Source organism: Acinetobacter sp. UBA6571, assembly GCF_002434085.1.
GTDB lineage: Bacteria > Pseudomonadota > Gammaproteobacteria > Pseudomonadales > Moraxellaceae > Acinetobacter > Acinetobacter radioresistens.
This window is the reverse complement of sequence record NZ_DJJJ01000026.1, coordinates 45,495-60,684: the sequence shown is the minus strand read 5'-3', so window position 1 is coordinate 60,684 and position 15,190 is coordinate 45,495. Positions and strand designations below refer to the sequence as shown.

Annotated in this window: 13 protein-coding genes; 7 read left to right on the top strand and 6 right to left on the bottom strand. The window is 40.4% G+C overall.

Annotated features, from left to right (window positions below; all coding sequences use genetic code 11):
- The first annotated feature begins 12 nt into the window (after positions 1 to 12).
- Both xerA and B3X18_RS04130 read left to right on the top strand, forming a co-directional pair.
- Complete coding sequence (gene xerA, locus B3X18_RS04135; protein ID WP_169332038.1) at positions 13 to 903, top strand: site-specific tyrosine recombinase/integron integrase; 891 nt, start codon at positions 13 to 15, stop codon at positions 901 to 903.
- 178 nt (positions 904 to 1,081) lie between these two features.
- Positions 1,082 to 1,453 (top strand): hypothetical protein, encoded by a 372-nt coding sequence (locus B3X18_RS04130; protein WP_005027111.1) that lies wholly within the window; start codon positions 1,082 to 1,084, stop codon positions 1,451 to 1,453.
- A 324-nt stretch (positions 1,454 to 1,777) separates the two neighbouring features.
- Here the strand turns inward: B3X18_RS04130 and B3X18_RS04125 are convergent, their stop codons facing one another.
- Positions 1,778 to 2,272, bottom strand: a complete 495-nt coding sequence (locus B3X18_RS04125) for an Lrp/AsnC family transcriptional regulator (RefSeq protein ID WP_005019243.1) — start codon at positions 2,270 to 2,272, stop codon at positions 1,778 to 1,780.
- Between the two features lie 115 nt (positions 2,273 to 2,387).
- Here B3X18_RS04125 and B3X18_RS04120 point away from each other — a divergent pair, with 115 nt between their 5' ends.
- The 4 genes from B3X18_RS04120 (at position 2,388) to gyrA (ending at position 8,528) form a co-directional block, all read left to right on the top strand.
- Positions 2,388 to 2,993 (top strand): LysE family translocator, encoded by a 606-nt coding sequence (locus B3X18_RS04120; protein WP_005027109.1) that lies wholly within the window; start codon positions 2,388 to 2,390, stop codon positions 2,991 to 2,993.
- 499 nt (positions 2,994 to 3,492) lie between these two features.
- Positions 3,493 to 4,245 carry an electron transfer flavoprotein subunit beta/FixA family protein gene (locus tag B3X18_RS04115; protein ID WP_005027106.1) on the top strand — a complete coding sequence of 251 codons (753 nt, stop codon included), beginning with the start codon at positions 3,493 to 3,495 and terminating at the stop codon, positions 4,243 to 4,245.
- 18 nt (positions 4,246 to 4,263) lie between these two features.
- A complete protein-coding gene (locus B3X18_RS04110) occupies positions 4,264 to 5,196 on the top strand; it encodes an FAD-binding protein (protein WP_005027104.1) in 933 nt (310 codons plus the stop codon).
- Between the two features lie 374 nt (positions 5,197 to 5,570).
- Positions 5,571 to 8,528 carry a DNA gyrase subunit A gene (gyrA, locus tag B3X18_RS04105; protein ID WP_010699842.1) on the top strand — a complete coding sequence of 986 codons (2,958 nt, stop codon included), beginning with the start codon at positions 5,571 to 5,573 and terminating at the stop codon, positions 8,526 to 8,528.
- A 47-nt stretch (positions 8,529 to 8,575) separates the two neighbouring features.
- Here gyrA and B3X18_RS04100 read toward each other — a convergent pair whose 3' ends face one another.
- From B3X18_RS04100 to B3X18_RS04085, 4 genes are read right to left on the bottom strand one after another with little or no spacing between them, the layout of a single operon-like run.
- Entirely contained in the window at positions 8,576 to 9,664 is a 1,089-nt protein-coding gene (locus B3X18_RS04100; protein WP_026443957.1) for an ABC transporter permease, read from the bottom strand.
- Entirely contained in the window at positions 9,661 to 10,791 is a 1,131-nt protein-coding gene (locus B3X18_RS04095; RefSeq protein WP_005027099.1) for an ABC transporter permease, read from the bottom strand. Before B3X18_RS04095 ends, B3X18_RS04100 begins: the two co-directional genes overlap by 4 nt.
- Positions 10,791 to 11,921 (bottom strand): HlyD family secretion protein, encoded by a 1,131-nt coding sequence (locus tag B3X18_RS04090; protein WP_005027098.1) that lies wholly within the window; start codon positions 11,919 to 11,921, stop codon positions 10,791 to 10,793. The genes B3X18_RS04095 and B3X18_RS04090 overlap by 1 nt, the downstream gene beginning before the upstream one ends.
- An 18-nt stretch (positions 11,922 to 11,939) precedes the next feature.
- The gene (locus B3X18_RS04085; protein ID WP_005027096.1) at positions 11,940 to 13,448 is read right to left on the bottom strand and encodes a TolC family protein; all 1,509 of its coding nucleotides are present in this window, start codon (positions 13,446 to 13,448) and stop codon (positions 11,940 to 11,942) included.
- A gap of 445 nt (positions 13,449 to 13,893) precedes the next feature.
- On the opposite strand from B3X18_RS04085, the gene serC reads away from it, so the two are divergent.
- A complete protein-coding gene (gene serC, locus B3X18_RS04080; RefSeq protein ID WP_005027094.1) occupies positions 13,894 to 14,973 on the top strand; it encodes a 3-phosphoserine/phosphohydroxythreonine transaminase in 1,080 nt (359 codons plus the stop codon).
- Between the two features lie 67 nt (positions 14,974 to 15,040).
- Here serC and B3X18_RS04075 read toward each other — a convergent pair whose 3' ends face one another.
- Entirely contained in the window at positions 15,041 to 15,190 is a 150-nt protein-coding gene (locus B3X18_RS04075; protein ID WP_171070506.1) for a hypothetical protein, read from the bottom strand.

Genomic DNA, 15,190 nt, shown 5'->3' with positions numbered 1-15,190 from the left:
CACTTGCTTTCTATGTGGCTCAAAGAGCGGGAGATCCAGAATCAATCTGCCCATACTTTAAGTGCCTATGCACGTGATGTAAAAGATTTTCTGGATTTCTGTGCTGTTAAGAAGTTACCGCTGAACAGTATTGAAGCTTCAGATTTGCGTGAATACTTGGCTTTAAAGGTAGAACGAGAGCAGTTAAGCTCCAGCAGCCTGCAACGCCATTTATCTGCCATACGGCAGTTCATGAAATGGGCTGAGCAGGGTCAATATCTTGGTTTTAATCCTGCAGATGACTTTCAGCTTAAACGGCAGCCACGGCCATTGCCCGGCATGGTAGATATTGAAACGGTGCAGCAGATTCTGGACCAGCCGGCGCCTGAAAAACTTCAGGACCGGCATTTATGGCTGCGTGACAAAGCCATGCTGGAGCTACTTTACTCTAGCGGATTACGCCTAACAGAATTACAAAGTCTGTGTATGAAAGATATCGATTTTAATCGACGACTATTGCGTATTACAGGTAAAGGTAACAAGACCCGAATTGTACCATTTGGTACTCAAGCTTATGAGAGTCTGCTGAAGTGGCTCGAAGTCTATCGGCTCTGGCAAGGCCAATTTAATGCAGATTCGGCAGTTTTTATCAGTCAAAAAGGCGGCCAGCTGGGACCCCGGCAAATTGAGAACCGGGTCAAGTTACAAGCACTGCGGGCTGGAGTAAATATTGATCTGCATCCACATTTACTCCGGCATTGTTTTGCAAGTCATATGCTCTCTAATAGTGGTGACCTTCGAGCAGTTCAGGAAATGTTGGGCCATAGTAATTTGAGTACCACCCAGATTTATACCCATATTGACTTTGACCATCTGGCTAAAATTTATGATCAGGCCCATCCCAGAGCTGTTAAAATTAAATAAATAGTTTCTAAAAAGAATAACTAAAATCCATCTGACCTAAAACTAGAACTATTGTAGAATAATCAAAACTTAATTTTTCAAGTATAAAAACAGCTTAATTTTATAGTGATCGAGATAGGAAAATGAACCGGTTTCTCTTCTCATCACTGGAATATTTTAATAGAAATGGGGACCTAAAATGATAGTCAATATTCAACAGAAATATGATGAGCTAAGTTCGGCACAGAAAGATATATTTGCTGGGTATGGCTTACGTCAGGTCAAACATTTTGTAGAAATCAGTTTACCTACTATTGAAGCGGCGCTGCCTGCTCATACCCTGGTTCAGGGAATCAATGTCGAGGGTAAAATTCAGGCTATGCATTCTGATACCTTGCAAACTTATCTCTGGATTTCAGATCAAAAGTGGCAAGAAACTGCTCATGCTCTAATGCCTATAGACTTAAAAGAAGACTTTATAGAAGTATGGAGAATATTTGGGCTGTCTCAATATGAATTGATTGCTTTGAGTCATGTACATCGCGATTTTTTAGAAAATTATATTACTTGAAATTATAGACATTGGATTTGAACAGTAAGCTATAAGGAAAAAAGTAGTTAAGCTTATTAATGAAACTTCCAACTGAGCATCGGGCAAGGATGCTACTTAAGGATACCCCTATACAAAACATGCCCCATATTTTGACTAAAATAATTATTTAAAAGAGCAGTTTCTGATTGTCTCTTAAGAGAAAGAGTGGCTGATTTATATACTCACAAAACAGAATTCCTTCAATAATGTAAGAGGAAAATATTGCTTCAAGGAACAGTCATTAGATGAAGCAAAATAAATACTGCCATATGCCATCATTCAGGAATCTAAGTCGAGCTAAAATCAAAGGTCATCAAGAGGCAACTGAAAACTTTGTTTAATAATTTGACTAGGTAAATCTGTTTTTACGCTTGTAATACCATTCTTTTTAGTCAGATGTGTAGATTGAAATTTTCGGTAACTCTCCAGATCAGGTACTACAACTTTAAGCATTGCATCACATTCACCCAAAATAATATAGCACTCCATTACTTGGGGCAGTTCTTTCATTGCACAAATAAAAGTATCGATAGTTTCAGCATCCTGCCCAACCAGCCAGATTCGTGAAAATAAAATCAGTTGAAAACCGATTTTCTGCATATCTACGACAGTAGTGTAATGCTGAATAATGCCAGCTTCTTCAAGCAGTTTGACTCGTCGTAAACACGAAGAGGGGGATAGTCCAATGACTGTGGCCAGATCATTATTTTGGATACGGGCATTCTTTTGTAATGCCTGAATGATATTTCTGTCGATGCGATCTAGCTTTATTCGAATTAATTTAGAATCTTGTTTCATAAATTAGAATTTTATTCGAAAATTAATTCTTATTATAAAATATTTGAAATCCTATTTTACAGCTTTTTGTAGATACTTATTTTCCTGATTCAGGACATTCAACAGGAAAAAGAAAATGTCTGTATTTGTACTCTTTGCATTGACTGTGCTTCCCCTGATTTTCACACCTGGACCAGATATGCTGTTTATCTTGTCACAAGTCATGGGTAAAGATGCAAAAGCAGGCATGATGGCAACTTTTGGTATATGTTTTGGCTATCTGATTCATTCAGTTCTGGTTGCTTTAGGAATCGCAGCAATTATTGTATCTTCACCCTTGCTGTTTGATACGATCCGCTATATAGGAATTGCCTATCTGTTGTATCTGGCTTTTAATTTGCTGAAGTCTGTGTTTAATCAGAAAAAAGTGACAGTTGAAGAGATACCTCATACAAATTCGGTCAGGAAGGGGTTCTTTACGGCTTTACTGAACCCAAAAGGAATGCTGATCTATTTTGCTATTCTTCCCCAGTTCATTGATAAAACACAAAATACAGTAAGTCAGGGCTTAATTTTATCCTTTATCTTTATTGGGCTCATTTTTATTGTATATTGCAGTTTAAGTATGGTCTTTGCCAAAATTACACAAAAAACTTCCATTGATGCAAAAAAACAGAAATGGATTGATGGAACCTCGGGTGGATTGCTTGCAATGGCGGCCACTTGGCTTCTAGTGAACTGATGAATATAAAAAGCATGCTATCTAGGCATGCTTTTTAGATTTAAAGTACATTAGAAAATTTGATTGTGTTAAAGCGTTTTAAGGCCAGAATGCTGGTTTCTTGTAAGCTAAAAGCTGAATAAGCTGTTCTGGTTGTGTCTTAAATGACATTTTTGATCTGTACAGTCATACTTTAAAACTTAAGCTACCAGCCTTTAAATCACTTCAGTACCGGTTCAGGTTTTCTGACTTTAATACCCGAATTTGAATCATAAAATTTTAATAAAAATAAATATATAAATATCAGTTAACTAGTAGAGTAATTACCCTAAGATCCCTTTTACATTTTTTTATGAACTCTGCATTTCACGGTTTTTACGCTTTTTTACGTCTCCAAAGGTAATTGTGACTTGACCCAAATGCCATACCCATTGCAAGATAAGGCACCTAAAAAATTTTAATTGAAGAGTTATCATAGCTTTTCTCAACATTTACTTTTGCTAAAACAGCCGAGGATTACATGAAGGCTCTTGTTGCTGTAAAACGTGTGGTTGATGCCAACGTTAAAGTTCGCGTTAAGCCGGACCATAGTGGGGTAGACCTTACTAACGTTAAAATGTCAATTAACCCATTTTGTGAAATCGCAGTGGAAGAAGCGGTTCGCTTAAAAGAAAAAGGAACAGTATCAGAAATCGTAGTGGTTTCTATTGGTCCTAAAGAAGCACAGGAACAAATTCGTTCTGCTATGGCTCTAGGCGCTGATCGCGGAATTTTAGTAGAAACTGCGACTGATGAAATTGGGGCACTCGAAGTTGCCAAAATTTTAAAAGGGATCGTGGAGCAGGAACAACCAGAAATTATCCTTTTGGGTAAACAGGCTATTGATGACGACAGTAATCAGGTCGGTCAGATGCTGGGCGCATTGCTTGGTGCCGGCCAAGGTACCTTTGCTTCAGAAGTTAAAGTTGAAGGTGGCAAGGTTCAGGTAACCCGTGAAATTGATGGCGGTCTGCAAACTGTTGAGCTATCACTTCCTGCAATTATTACCACTGACTTGCGTTTGAATGAACCCCGTTATGCGGCTCTGCCAAACATTATGAAAGCACGTAAAAAACCGCTTGAAACCAAGTCTCCAGCAGATTATGGCGTAACAGCAGCTTCTAAGCTGAAAACTGTTAAGGTTGAATCTCCGGCTGAACGTCAGGCAGGGGTGCAAGTGAAGTCTGTTGATGAACTGATCAACAAACTTAAAAATGAAGCGAAAGTGATCTAATACAGAAGGATAAAAATCATGAGTATTTTAGTTATCGCTGAGCACGACAATAACACCCTGAATGCTGCGACTCTAAATGTTGTTGCTGCGGCTCAAGAAATCGGTGGTGATATCACTGTATTGGTTGCAGGTTCTGGTGCTCAGGCAGTTGCTGATGCTGCTGCTAAAGTTGCTGGTGTAAGTAAAGTCTTACTTGCTGATAATGTAGCTTATGCCAACCAGCTGGCTGAAAATGTTGCTGCTTTAATTGCAGAAATTGGCAAGAACTATTCGCATATTCTTGCTGCTGCTACAACTTCCGGTAAAAATATTTTACCACGTGCGGCAGCTCTGCTTGATGTCAGCATGGTAACTGATATCGTGGCTGTGGTAGGTCCTAAAACCTTCCGTCGCCCGATTTATGCAGGAAACGCGATCGCGACTGTTGAATCTTCAGAAGATGTTATTGTAGGTACAGTTCGTGGTACAGCATTTGATGCAGTAGCTGCTGAAGGCGGTTCTGCAACAGTTGAAACGATTGGTGAAGTGAAAGATGCTGGTGTTTCGTCATTCGTAAATGAAGAGATCGTCAAATCTGAACGTCCTGAACTGGCTGGTGCACGTATTGTGGTATCCGGTGGTCGTGGTGTAGGTTCAGGCGAGAACTATCATAAAATCCTTGATCCGCTCGCTGACAAGCTTGGTGCTGCACAAGGTGCTTCACGTGCCGCAGTTGATGCTGGCTTTGTACCAAATGATATGCAGGTGGGTCAAACTGGCAAGATCGTTGCACCTGAGCTTTATATCGCTGTAGGTATCTCTGGAGCGATTCAGCATTTGGCTGGTATGAAAGATTCTAAAGTGATCGTAGCGATCAATAAAGATGAAGAAGCTCCAATCAATGCTATTGCTGACTACTGGCTGGTAGGTGACTTGAACCAGGTCATTCCTGAGTTGGTTTCTAAGCTTTAAGCATTTATATATCAAAAAACGTCCGTTTTCGGGCGTTTTTTATTTTTAAGTCAGGGCACTCTAAATTAAATACAAGAATTGCTAAGCCTAATAAAAAAATGAAAAATAAAGTAAATTTAACTTGGAAATTTTGAGCCAACTATAAAAAATAAAATAGCGTCAAGCCATCTTGCAAAACGCTCCTTATTTGAACAGTAAATAGCTGAAATAACTCAATAGAACTCGATGTTCAAACAAACAAAACCAAGCAGTTTTATGCTATACTCATTCGCTAATTTTTAATTTTGGCCTGAAGTTTTTTTAGGCTAATTTTTCGCAAGATTAATATATAAATATCTGTGGTTTTTAGGCCGCCGGTATGAAGAGGAGTATGCATGAGCGTATCGGAAATCCGCCCGATTGCCATTGAGGATGAACTCAAGCACTCGTATCTAGATTATGCAATGAGCGTGATTGTATCGCGTGCCTTGCCAGATGTGAGAGATGGTCTGAAACCTGTTCATCGTCGTGTGCTATATGCTATGCACGAGCTGGGTAACGACTACAATAAAGCTTATAAAAAGTCTGCCCGTGTGGTCGGTGATGTTATCGGTAAATATCACCCGCATGGTGATTCTGCCGTTTATGAAACTATCGTACGTATGGCGCAGGATTTCAGTCTGCGCTATCAACTGGTTGATGGCCAGGGTAACTTCGGTTCTGTCGATGGCGATAGTGCCGCCGCAATGCGTTATACCGAAGTACGTATGCGCAAACTCACCCATGAGATTCTGGCTGATCTTGAAAAAGATACCGTTGACTGGGAAGACAACTACGATGGTTCTGAGCGTATTCCTCAGGTCATGCCAACCCGTATTCCTAACCTGTTGATTAATGGTGCAGCCGGTATTGCAGTCGGTATGGCGACCAATATGGCGCCACACAACATGACTGAGGTGGTAAATGCCTGTCTGGCCTATGCAGACAATACCAATATCAGTGTTGAAGGGTTAATGGAGTATATCTCTGGTCCAGACTTCCCTACAGGTGGCATTATCTATGGTAAGTCAGGTATTGTAGACGCTTACCGTACAGGTAAGGGGCGCTTGCATATACGTGGTAAATATCATTTTGAAGAAGATGAAAAAACTGGCCGTACCACCATTGTATTTACCGAGATTCCTTATCAGGTTAACAAGGCAAGAGTAATCGAACGTATTGCTGAGCTGGTTAAAGAGAAAAAGCTGGAAGGTATTTCTGAGCTGCGTGATGAATCCGATAAAGACGGTATGCGTATCGCGATTGATTTAAAACGTGGCGAAAATGCTGAAGTTGTCGTAAATAACCTGTTTTTAAATACTCAGCTCGAAAATTCTTTTAGCATTAACATGGTTTGTCTGGACAATGGCCAGCCAAAACTGATGAACCTGAAAGATATTATTGCAGCGTTTATTCGCCACCGTCAGGAAGTGGTCACGCGTCGTACCATGTATGAGCTACGTAAGGCACGTGAACGTGGTCACATCTTGGAAGGCCTGACTGTCGCATTGGCGAATATCGACGATATTATCGATGCGATTAAAACTTCTGCGAATCCGGCAGAAGCACGTGAGCGTTTGCTTGCCGCAGATTGGGCCGCAGGTGGGGTTGGAGCAATGCTTGAAAGAGCAGGTTCGGTTTCAATTCGTCCAGATGAAATTGAAGGTGAAGATCCGAGTCGTCCATTCGGACTGGATCGCGACATTTATCGCCTGTCTCCAACACAGGTTGCAGCTATTCTTGAACTTCGCCTGAACCGTTTAACCGGTTTGGAACAAGATAAATTACATGCTGAATATTCAGAAATTCTGGGGCAGATTACTGAACTGACCGCGATTCTAAATGATTTCAACCTGTTAATGGCTGTAATTAAAGAAGAGCTGGCTTTAGTATTGCAACAGTATGGTGACGCACGGCGCACAGAAATTGTAGAATCACGGGTCGATTTTTCACGTGAAGACCTGATACCTGAGGAACAGGTTGTATTGACGGTCTCCCAGTCTGGCTATGCCAAGACTCAGCCATTGTCTGATTATGCAGCTCAGCGTCGTGGTGGACGGGGTAAGTCAGCTACCTCAATGAAAGAAGATGATTTCATTCAGCATCTGATTGTGACTTCAAATCATGCCACCGTACTGTGCTTTACCAATGTTGGTAAGGTTTATCGTCTGAGAGTTTTTGAAGTACCGCAGGCATCACGTGGTTCGCGTGGTCGTCCAATGATTAACTTGTTGCCGCTCGATGCAAATGAGACCATTACTGCCATTTTACCTGTCATTGATGCGCCGAAGAAATTTACTGAACGCTTGGCAGCCTTTAAAAACTTTGTAAAAACGAATACTGTAAAACTTCAGGATAATCCGGTCATTTCCGTGCATTTGCCAGAACTTGAGACAGCATTGGCAACGCTTGATGATAATGCTGACGAGCTCTCAGCTGAACTGCGTACCCAGCTAAAACAGTTATGTGTAGAGCTGGCTGTAACAGATTTGGATGATGAGATCATTATCGAGTTTGCCCAGCAGGCCGAAAGTGTCCGTAAAAACTATTATGTATTTATGGCCACAGCTTCCGGTACAGTAAAACGTGTTGAGCTTGAGCAGTTCAGTAATGTGCGCTCGAATGGTTTACGAGCAATTGAACTCAATGAAGAAGATACCCTGATTGGTGTGACTATTACTGATGGTGAACAGCAAATTATGCTGTTCTCTAACGAAGGTAAGGCTATCCGTTTTGCAGAAACTGATGTACGTGCCATGGGCCGTTCAGCTAAAGGTGTGCGTGGCATGCGTGTCGCACTGGCTGCCCAGGCAGAGGATACGGAAGATACTGATACTGACTCGGAAGATGAAGACTCTTCAGATTCAAATGTAGTCAGCCGTATAGTTTCACTGGTGGTTGTACCAGAAACTGGAGAAGTACTGTGCGCATCTGCAAATGGTTATGGCAAACGTACCCCTGTAGATGATTTCCCAACCAAAAAACGTGGCGGTAAAGGGGTTATTGCAATTAAGACCTCTGAACGTAATGGTGAACTGGTGGGTGCGGTTGCAATTGACGAAACCAAAGAGCTGATGCTGATTTCTGATGGGGGGACGCTGGTCCGTACGCGTGCAGCAGAAGTAGCCCAAACTGGGCGTAATGCTCAGGGCGTGCGTCTGATTCGTCTAGGCGAAGGAGAAACACTGGTTGGTGTGGTTTCTATTGAAGCCGTTGAAGAAGATGAAGTAGAAGCTTTCGAAACAGTTGAAAGTACTGAGCAACTGGAAGTTGAGAAAACTGAAACAGAACATCAGGAACCTCAAGAAGATTAAAGCCTGATAGTTAAAAAGGACGCTTCGGCGTCCTTTTTATTAGGTGATTATTTATAACTTAAACGATAATTTCCCCAAACCAGACAGACGGCTGCAAAGGCAGCCAGATAAATCATTTTGGGAAGCACCAAGCTGGTCGGCACACCCATCTGGTTAAGCTGAATAAACATCTGAATGCCTTGTGTAGAGGGTAAAGCGACTCCTAGCCATTGCATCCATTCCGGCATAGCCGCGTGCGGCCATGCGGTACCAGAGAGTAAAAATAATGGGATTGAAGTGAAAACAATAATATGGCCAGCACGTTCTGGCATGTCTAAATAAGAAGCCACCAATATAGCTAGGCCAATAACACTACTAATAAAAATAGGAACGCCGAGCAGCATTCCCCAAAAATTACCACCACGCGGATAGTCATAAAACCAGAATGTAAAACCGAACAGATATAAACAGCCTAGACAACCAATCGTTAAAATGGCAAAAAATAGACCAGATACTTCGGATTTTACTGGGCGCCACAGTTTTTCTCGATAGCCTGCAATTAACATGCTTAAACCCAGAACAATAGTTTGATGGATAATTAATGGCGCAATCGCTGGAAAAATATAGCTTCCATAGCCAGAGAGAGTGTTAAATAAAGGAATCTGATGTATAGGTACAGCAGGAGAAAAATGTGCAATTTCACCAAATTTTTCAGCCTGTTGAGCAATAGCATTTTCGACAGAAGTTGCAAGGCCTAAACCAATCTGCTTGGTTTTTAGAAAATAAGCTGCACTTAAATATAGTCCGATACCTCCTACCTCGCCGCGGCGTATACTATTGGAGAGCTGATCCGGCAGCAATAATATTCCATCTGCCTGCTGTTTCTGGATCATTAATTTCGCTTCAGCGAAATTTCCGGTTATTGCCTGGATTTTGACGTTTGGACTTTTTGCAACTTCAGTAATAATACTGGAAGTAACCAGACTTTGTTCTTCATCTACGATAACAATGGGTAAAGCTTCTGCTGTCTGAGCTTTATAAGCAGTCGGATAGAAAAAACTATAGAAAAACACAGAAAGAATGAGGGTAGTTAAAATTGAGCTATTACTGGCAATATCCTTAAATGTTTTTAAATAAAAATACAGGAACTGCTTCATAGGGCCGCTCCTTTTAAATATTTTTTCAAAAGCAGATAGCTGATTACTGCATAGAAGGCACAATAGACCGCAAGTATCAGTGCAGGAAGCCATGACACAGTAAGCGGGCTACCGACTACCCATTGTTCTGTCTGTAGTTTGGCATAAGGGGTATAAGGAATAATATTTGCCCAGAATTTTGTAAAAAGTGGGGCATTATTTAAAGGCAAGGTAACGCCAGCAAAGCTTAAGGAAGACCCGCCATAAACTGCAATAAAACCAAATGACTTTGCTAGATTTTGCGTAGCAAGTACCACAGTACTGCTAATCAAAGCGTAAGCACTATATAACAGGATTTGGCCAAGTAAAATTAACCATAAATGTCCAGCTATAAACCAGCCACGGATACCAGCAAGCCAAAACATCCACAACCAAGTCCAAGCTGTAAAAATAATTACATAGGTTATGTTTTTAGAAATAAGTGCACTAAAAATCGTTTGATGATGTACCCAGCTTTTAACACTCCGGTTTTTGAGTTCTTGGCCGACTGCAAATGCAACACAGCAACACAGCAACAAGTGTAAAATGGCCGGCACCATAAAAGGTTCCAGATAAAATTCGTAGCTCAGTCCCGGATTATATAAAGGTGAAATCTTTACATGGGGAGTAGGAGCCTCAAGATAGGGCAGTTGATTGGCCAGATAGCTTCTGCCCATAAAATCTGCGATTGCTTCTAATGTACCAATCAGCATGGCAGAAGAAATAGTATTTCCAATACTGAAATAACTCTGGTTGAATGCTATTGCAATCCCGCTATCCTGTGCCTGAACCAGGCGCTGCTCTGCGCCTTCCGGAATAATCACATATCCCCAAATTTTTGTCTGGTTCAGCAGGCGTTCAACTTCATCTTGATTAGGTGAAATAATTGCAATTTCTAGCACACTATTATGAGACAGATATTTATCAATATTTTGGCTGAGCTGGCTCTGATCCTGATCAATAATTGCAATAGGCAAATGCTCAGGCTTACCCTGATAGAACATGCTGCTGAATAAAATGATAATAAATAGTGGCGCCACTGTGACCAGACATAAATCCCAGCGGTGAGTGAGTAGATATTTCAGTTCACGACAGATTCCATACAACACTAGTGGTCCTCTTTAATCTTAAAAAGAACACTCATGCCAACTTTTAAATCAGGAATCTGCTGGGCAGGTGTCAGGTGTACTTTAAAACTGCGAATATCATAACCACCAGTTTGCCGGGTAGTTTTAATAGTGGCAAACTCACCTTCTGCATCAATATTCTCAATATTGAAAGTTGCCCGCCGGTTAAGTGCCGGAATAAAACCTTCCAGTTTTTGGGCTTTATAAATCTGTGTATACTGATCTTCACGGATGTTCAGGCTTACCCATAAACTGTCATCCTGAATCAGGCTGACTACAGGCACGCCAATCGCAACGAGTTCACTTGGCTTACCATAAGTTTTAGACACTGTACCACTAACAGGTGCGTATAATTTGGTCTCTGCCTCTAAAGCTTCTGCTTCACTTACCGCTGCTTTGGCTATATCGACCTGTGCATCTGCTGAAGAGCGCTGCTGTTCAGTACTGCCGCGTTTGGCACGCGCATATTGCTGATAGGCTGCTTCAGTCAGCTCCTGTGCAGAAACTTGAGCAGCATACAACTCGTCACGACGCTGCCTTGAAATTACTCCTTCCTTATACAGGTTTTCACCACGCTTATAAGTCGTTCGAGCCAGCTGCTCCTGAGCTTTAACACTTTGCCAGTTAGCATATAAGGTTGCGATATTTTCTTCTTGAGAGCCACGTTCAGCAGTTGACTGTAAAGCAAGAGCAGACTGCAGTGCTGCTAAGGCCTGCTGCTTTTTTGCGTCTACTTCGGGACTAAACAGACGAACCAGTGGCTGGTTTTTATTTACTTTCTGGCCCTCCCGTACATAAATTTCTTCAATACGGCTAGGGACCTTGGTGCTGACATAAATTGTTTCTGCTTCAACCCGGCCTTGAATTTCAATATCCTGTGGCTGATAACTTTTCCATAATCCAAATGCAATGGTAGCCAGTAAAATAATAACCAATATAATAATTGCAAGTTTAAGCCAGGCTCTTTTATGCTGAGGCTGCCGTTGTCTTGTTGCAAGCTTCTGTTCGGTATCAGCAGAATCTGGCTCAGTTTGACTCGGCTCGGCTGGCTCATGAATATTATCTTGAGAAGATGCAGTATTTTGTGCAGGTAGTTTTTTTTCTTCATTCATACTCATATCCTGTCGACCTTAGCGAATATAGACTGTATCAGGTTGATGAATATAGCTTTTAAACTGTTCAATTGAGCCATGACCCTGTAACAGACTTGCCAGTGAAATAATATATTTATAAGCATTTAAAGCCATTTCACCTTTTAAAATATTTAAACTGTTTTGGGCATCAATGACTTGGGTGGCTGTTCCCATATCTTCTTTAAATGATAATTCCTGTATACGAAGATTTTCTTGAGCAGCACGCATGTTTTGCTGTAACAGTCGATGACTGTTTTGCGCAGAGGTTAATTCACTATAAGATTTGAACAGAATATTCTCGATTTCCTGTTTGGTGCGTTCGGTAGCAAGACCAGCGGCGTAACGTTGTAGTTCCGCTGCTTGCACTTTTTTCTGTTTATCTATACCCGAAAACAGATTATAACGGGCAGCCATACCTATGATCCAATTTTGCTGTTCGTCTAAACTGTATTCACCAAAAGCAAAGATACTGGGTTTTTTTGCAGCATTTTGAGCACGCACATTTTCTTCAGCTAATAGTGTATCAGTCTGCATTTTGCGAATGAGAGTGGATTGTTCAGGATAAGTCGCCATAAGTTGAGCCAGAACCGGTGACTGCTGTGAATTTATAAACAAAGGCGTATTAAGACTGTCTACAGTTTGCTGCTTAAGTAAATTCTGTAATTGAAAACGGCTGGCCTCAAGATTGGCTTGACTATTTTGCAGGGCACGTTCGGCATTATTGCGGGCAACTTCAAATTGCATGCGCTGCCCTTTACTGATAAACCCGGCACGTTCCAGCTTGAGGGCATTATTATAATGATTTTGCATTGCATCACGATTAGTACGGCTAATGCTATTCAATTCTTGCTGTAACTGAGTATTAAAATATGCCTGAATGATTTCAAAGCGTTGTATATCTTGTTGTTGCCGGCTATCAAGCTGACTACGCTGTGCCTGAATATTAGCAATTTGTTTGGCGCTTTGGGTAAGACCGCCCGTATATAAAGGCATCATCAATGATATAGTTGGGCGTACCACTTCATCTTCAAGCACAACATTTGCGGTATCCGGTATAAGGCCAATGCCCCCATGAATAACTTGTCCTATACCGTTACGCAATGGGTCAGTAATATCTGTAGGTAAACCATTTTCTCCTTGCCATTGGTCGATACGCTCATTCACACCCTGTGAAAGAGTTTGTTCAAGGTTATTTTTTACAGATTTGAGGGGAAGATCAATTTCATTATGAAAGGTATAGGCCCGTACATTTAAATCAATGCGGGGTAAGCCTAAACCTTTAGTGGCTTCAGCTTCTAACTGTGAAGCCTGCTGCAAAGCCATGCTTGCCTGTGAACTATAAGAGTTTTGAAGGATATATTGTTCAGCTTGTTCATAACTAAACGTCTGTGCAAAGCCAGTTCCTGTATATAATAGGAAAGTTGTAATAAAACCTATTTTATAAAAATAGTGAGGAACTAGTTTTAAATCAGAAGATCTGAATATTAATTTTCTTAAAATCTGCATATATTAAACAGCTTTTCAAAATTTCTAGGTAGTTTAATCTTTTATATCAATATTTCTATTACTACATTGTTTCTGTTGAAGTTGTCTTTTAAGACTAAAGTTTGTCTTTATCCTTTATATTATAGTTTAAAATAAAATTTAACAGGTAAATCTTATTTTAATATTATATAAAATTGCAGAGAATTGGGCTAAAAGCAAATAATCTTTTTAGTATTTAATCTACAAATGTATTGATAAATAGTTCTCTATGATTTTTTAAATAAACTTTAGAAAGGTTGAATTATTATATAAGTTCCTAATTAAACTAACATCCTATTTTTATTGAATAAACTGTTCTATCTTTAAGTAAGTATTGAAATATCGGTTCGAGAATTTACTGCATCATTTGCCAATATGTGATTAAATGCCTTGATTTTATTTTTTTAATTTCTTGAAGGGAAAAATCATGCGCGCGTATAATTTCTGTGCTGGTCCTGCTGCATTACCTACTGCTGTTTTAGAAAAAGCTCAACAGGAACTGTTGAATTGGCAGGGTAAAGGCGTTTCCATCATGGAGATGAGCCATCGAAGTAAAGATTATGTCGCTGTTGCCGAAAAGGCAGAAGCAGACCTGCGTAAACTCATGAACATTCCTCAAAACTATAAAGTTTTATTTTTACAAGGTGGTGCCTCCCTACAGTTTTCTGCTATTCCGCTAAATCTACTGGGTAAAAATAATAAGGCCGACTATATTTCTACAGGTATCTGGTCTGAAAAAGCCTATAAAGAAGCACAGCGTTATGGCGATATTAATGTAATACAAGCTGGCACAACGGTGAATGGCAAACTGGCGATTAGTGAACAGGCTCACTGGAACCTATCTAAAGATGCAGCTTATGTGCATTATGCAGATAATGAAACTATTGGTGGATTACAGTTTGCAAGTGTTCCTGAGGTAGATGCGCCACTGGTTTCTGATTTTTCTTCAAGTATTTTATCTGCGCCGCTGGACGTTTCCAAATTTGGACTGATCTATGCGGGTGCACAGAAGAATATTGGTCCTGCTGGTCTGACTCTGGTTATTATACGTGATGACCTGCTCGATCAGGCTAAACCTGAAATTCCAAGTCTTTTGAAGTATTCAGCGCAAGCTAAAGACGGCTCTATGGTAAATACACCTTCAACCTATGCCTGGTATTTATCTGGATTGGTATTTGAGTGGCTGCTGGAGCAGGGCGGTGTAGAAGCAATTCATAAAATTAATCTGGAAAAAGCTAAACTGCTGTATGGTTATATTGATGCCAGTGATTTTTATGCGAATCCAATTGCAGAAGCAAATCGTTCACTCATGAATGTTCCGTTTACTCTGGCAAATCCGGAACTGGAAAAACTTTTCTTGAAAGAAGCTGAAGAAAACCATCTATTAAATCTGGCCGGTCACCGTTCAGTAGGTGGTATGCGTGCAAGCATTTATAATGCTGTACCATTAGAAGGTGTTCAGGCATTAGTTGATTTTATGGATGACTTTGCCAAACGCAATGCTTAAACTGATACATATAATTAATAAAGAACCCTCTATAAATTAGAGGGTTTTTTATTAATGAATAAAAATTTTAGAATTGGATTATGCCCAGTTGATGAATAATAATGGCAGAAATAAACATACCGAGAAGAAAGAAACATAAGGCTCCCATATCAACTTTAATACGTAGACAGCTATGTTCAACAATTCGTGTAGTCGTCTGTTCTGGAATAATTTTCAT

What these genes read in the sequence shown, in the direction of transcription:
- B3X18_RS04115 (WP_005027106.1), top strand. Translation starts at nt 3,493, where the DNA reads ATGAAGGCTCTTGTTGCTGTAAAACGTGTGGTTGATGCCAACGTTAAA.
- gyrA (WP_010699842.1), top strand. Translation starts at nt 5,571, where the DNA reads ATGAGCGTATCGGAAATCCGCCCGATTGCCATTGAGGATGAACTCAAG.
- B3X18_RS04110 (WP_005027104.1), top strand. Translation starts at nt 4,264, where the DNA reads ATGAGTATTTTAGTTATCGCTGAGCACGACAATAACACCCTGAATGCT.
- B3X18_RS04120 (WP_005027109.1), top strand. Translation starts at nt 2,388, where the DNA reads ATGTCTGTATTTGTACTCTTTGCATTGACTGTGCTTCCCCTGATTTTC.
- B3X18_RS04090 (WP_005027098.1), bottom strand. Translation starts at nt 11,921, where the DNA reads ATGAATGAAGAAAAAAAACTACCTGCACAAAATACTGCATCTTCTCAA.
- serC (WP_005027094.1), top strand. Translation starts at nt 13,894, where the DNA reads ATGCGCGCGTATAATTTCTGTGCTGGTCCTGCTGCATTACCTACTGCT.
- B3X18_RS04100 (WP_026443957.1), bottom strand. Translation starts at nt 9,664, where the DNA reads ATGAAGCAGTTCCTGTATTTTTATTTAAAAACATTTAAGGATATTGCC.
- B3X18_RS04075 (WP_171070506.1), bottom strand. Translation starts at nt 15,190, where the DNA reads ATGAAAATTATTCCAGAACAGACGACTACACGAATTGTTGAACATAGC.
- xerA (WP_169332038.1), top strand. Translation starts at nt 13, where the DNA reads ATGTGGCTCAAAGAGCGGGAGATCCAGAATCAATCTGCCCATACTTTA.
- B3X18_RS04085 (WP_005027096.1), bottom strand. Translation starts at nt 13,448, where the DNA reads ATGCAGATTTTAAGAAAATTAATATTCAGATCTTCTGATTTAAAACTA.
- B3X18_RS04130 (WP_005027111.1), top strand. Translation starts at nt 1,082, where the DNA reads ATGATAGTCAATATTCAACAGAAATATGATGAGCTAAGTTCGGCACAG.
- B3X18_RS04125 (WP_005019243.1), bottom strand. Translation starts at nt 2,272, where the DNA reads ATGAAACAAGATTCTAAATTAATTCGAATAAAGCTAGATCGCATCGAC.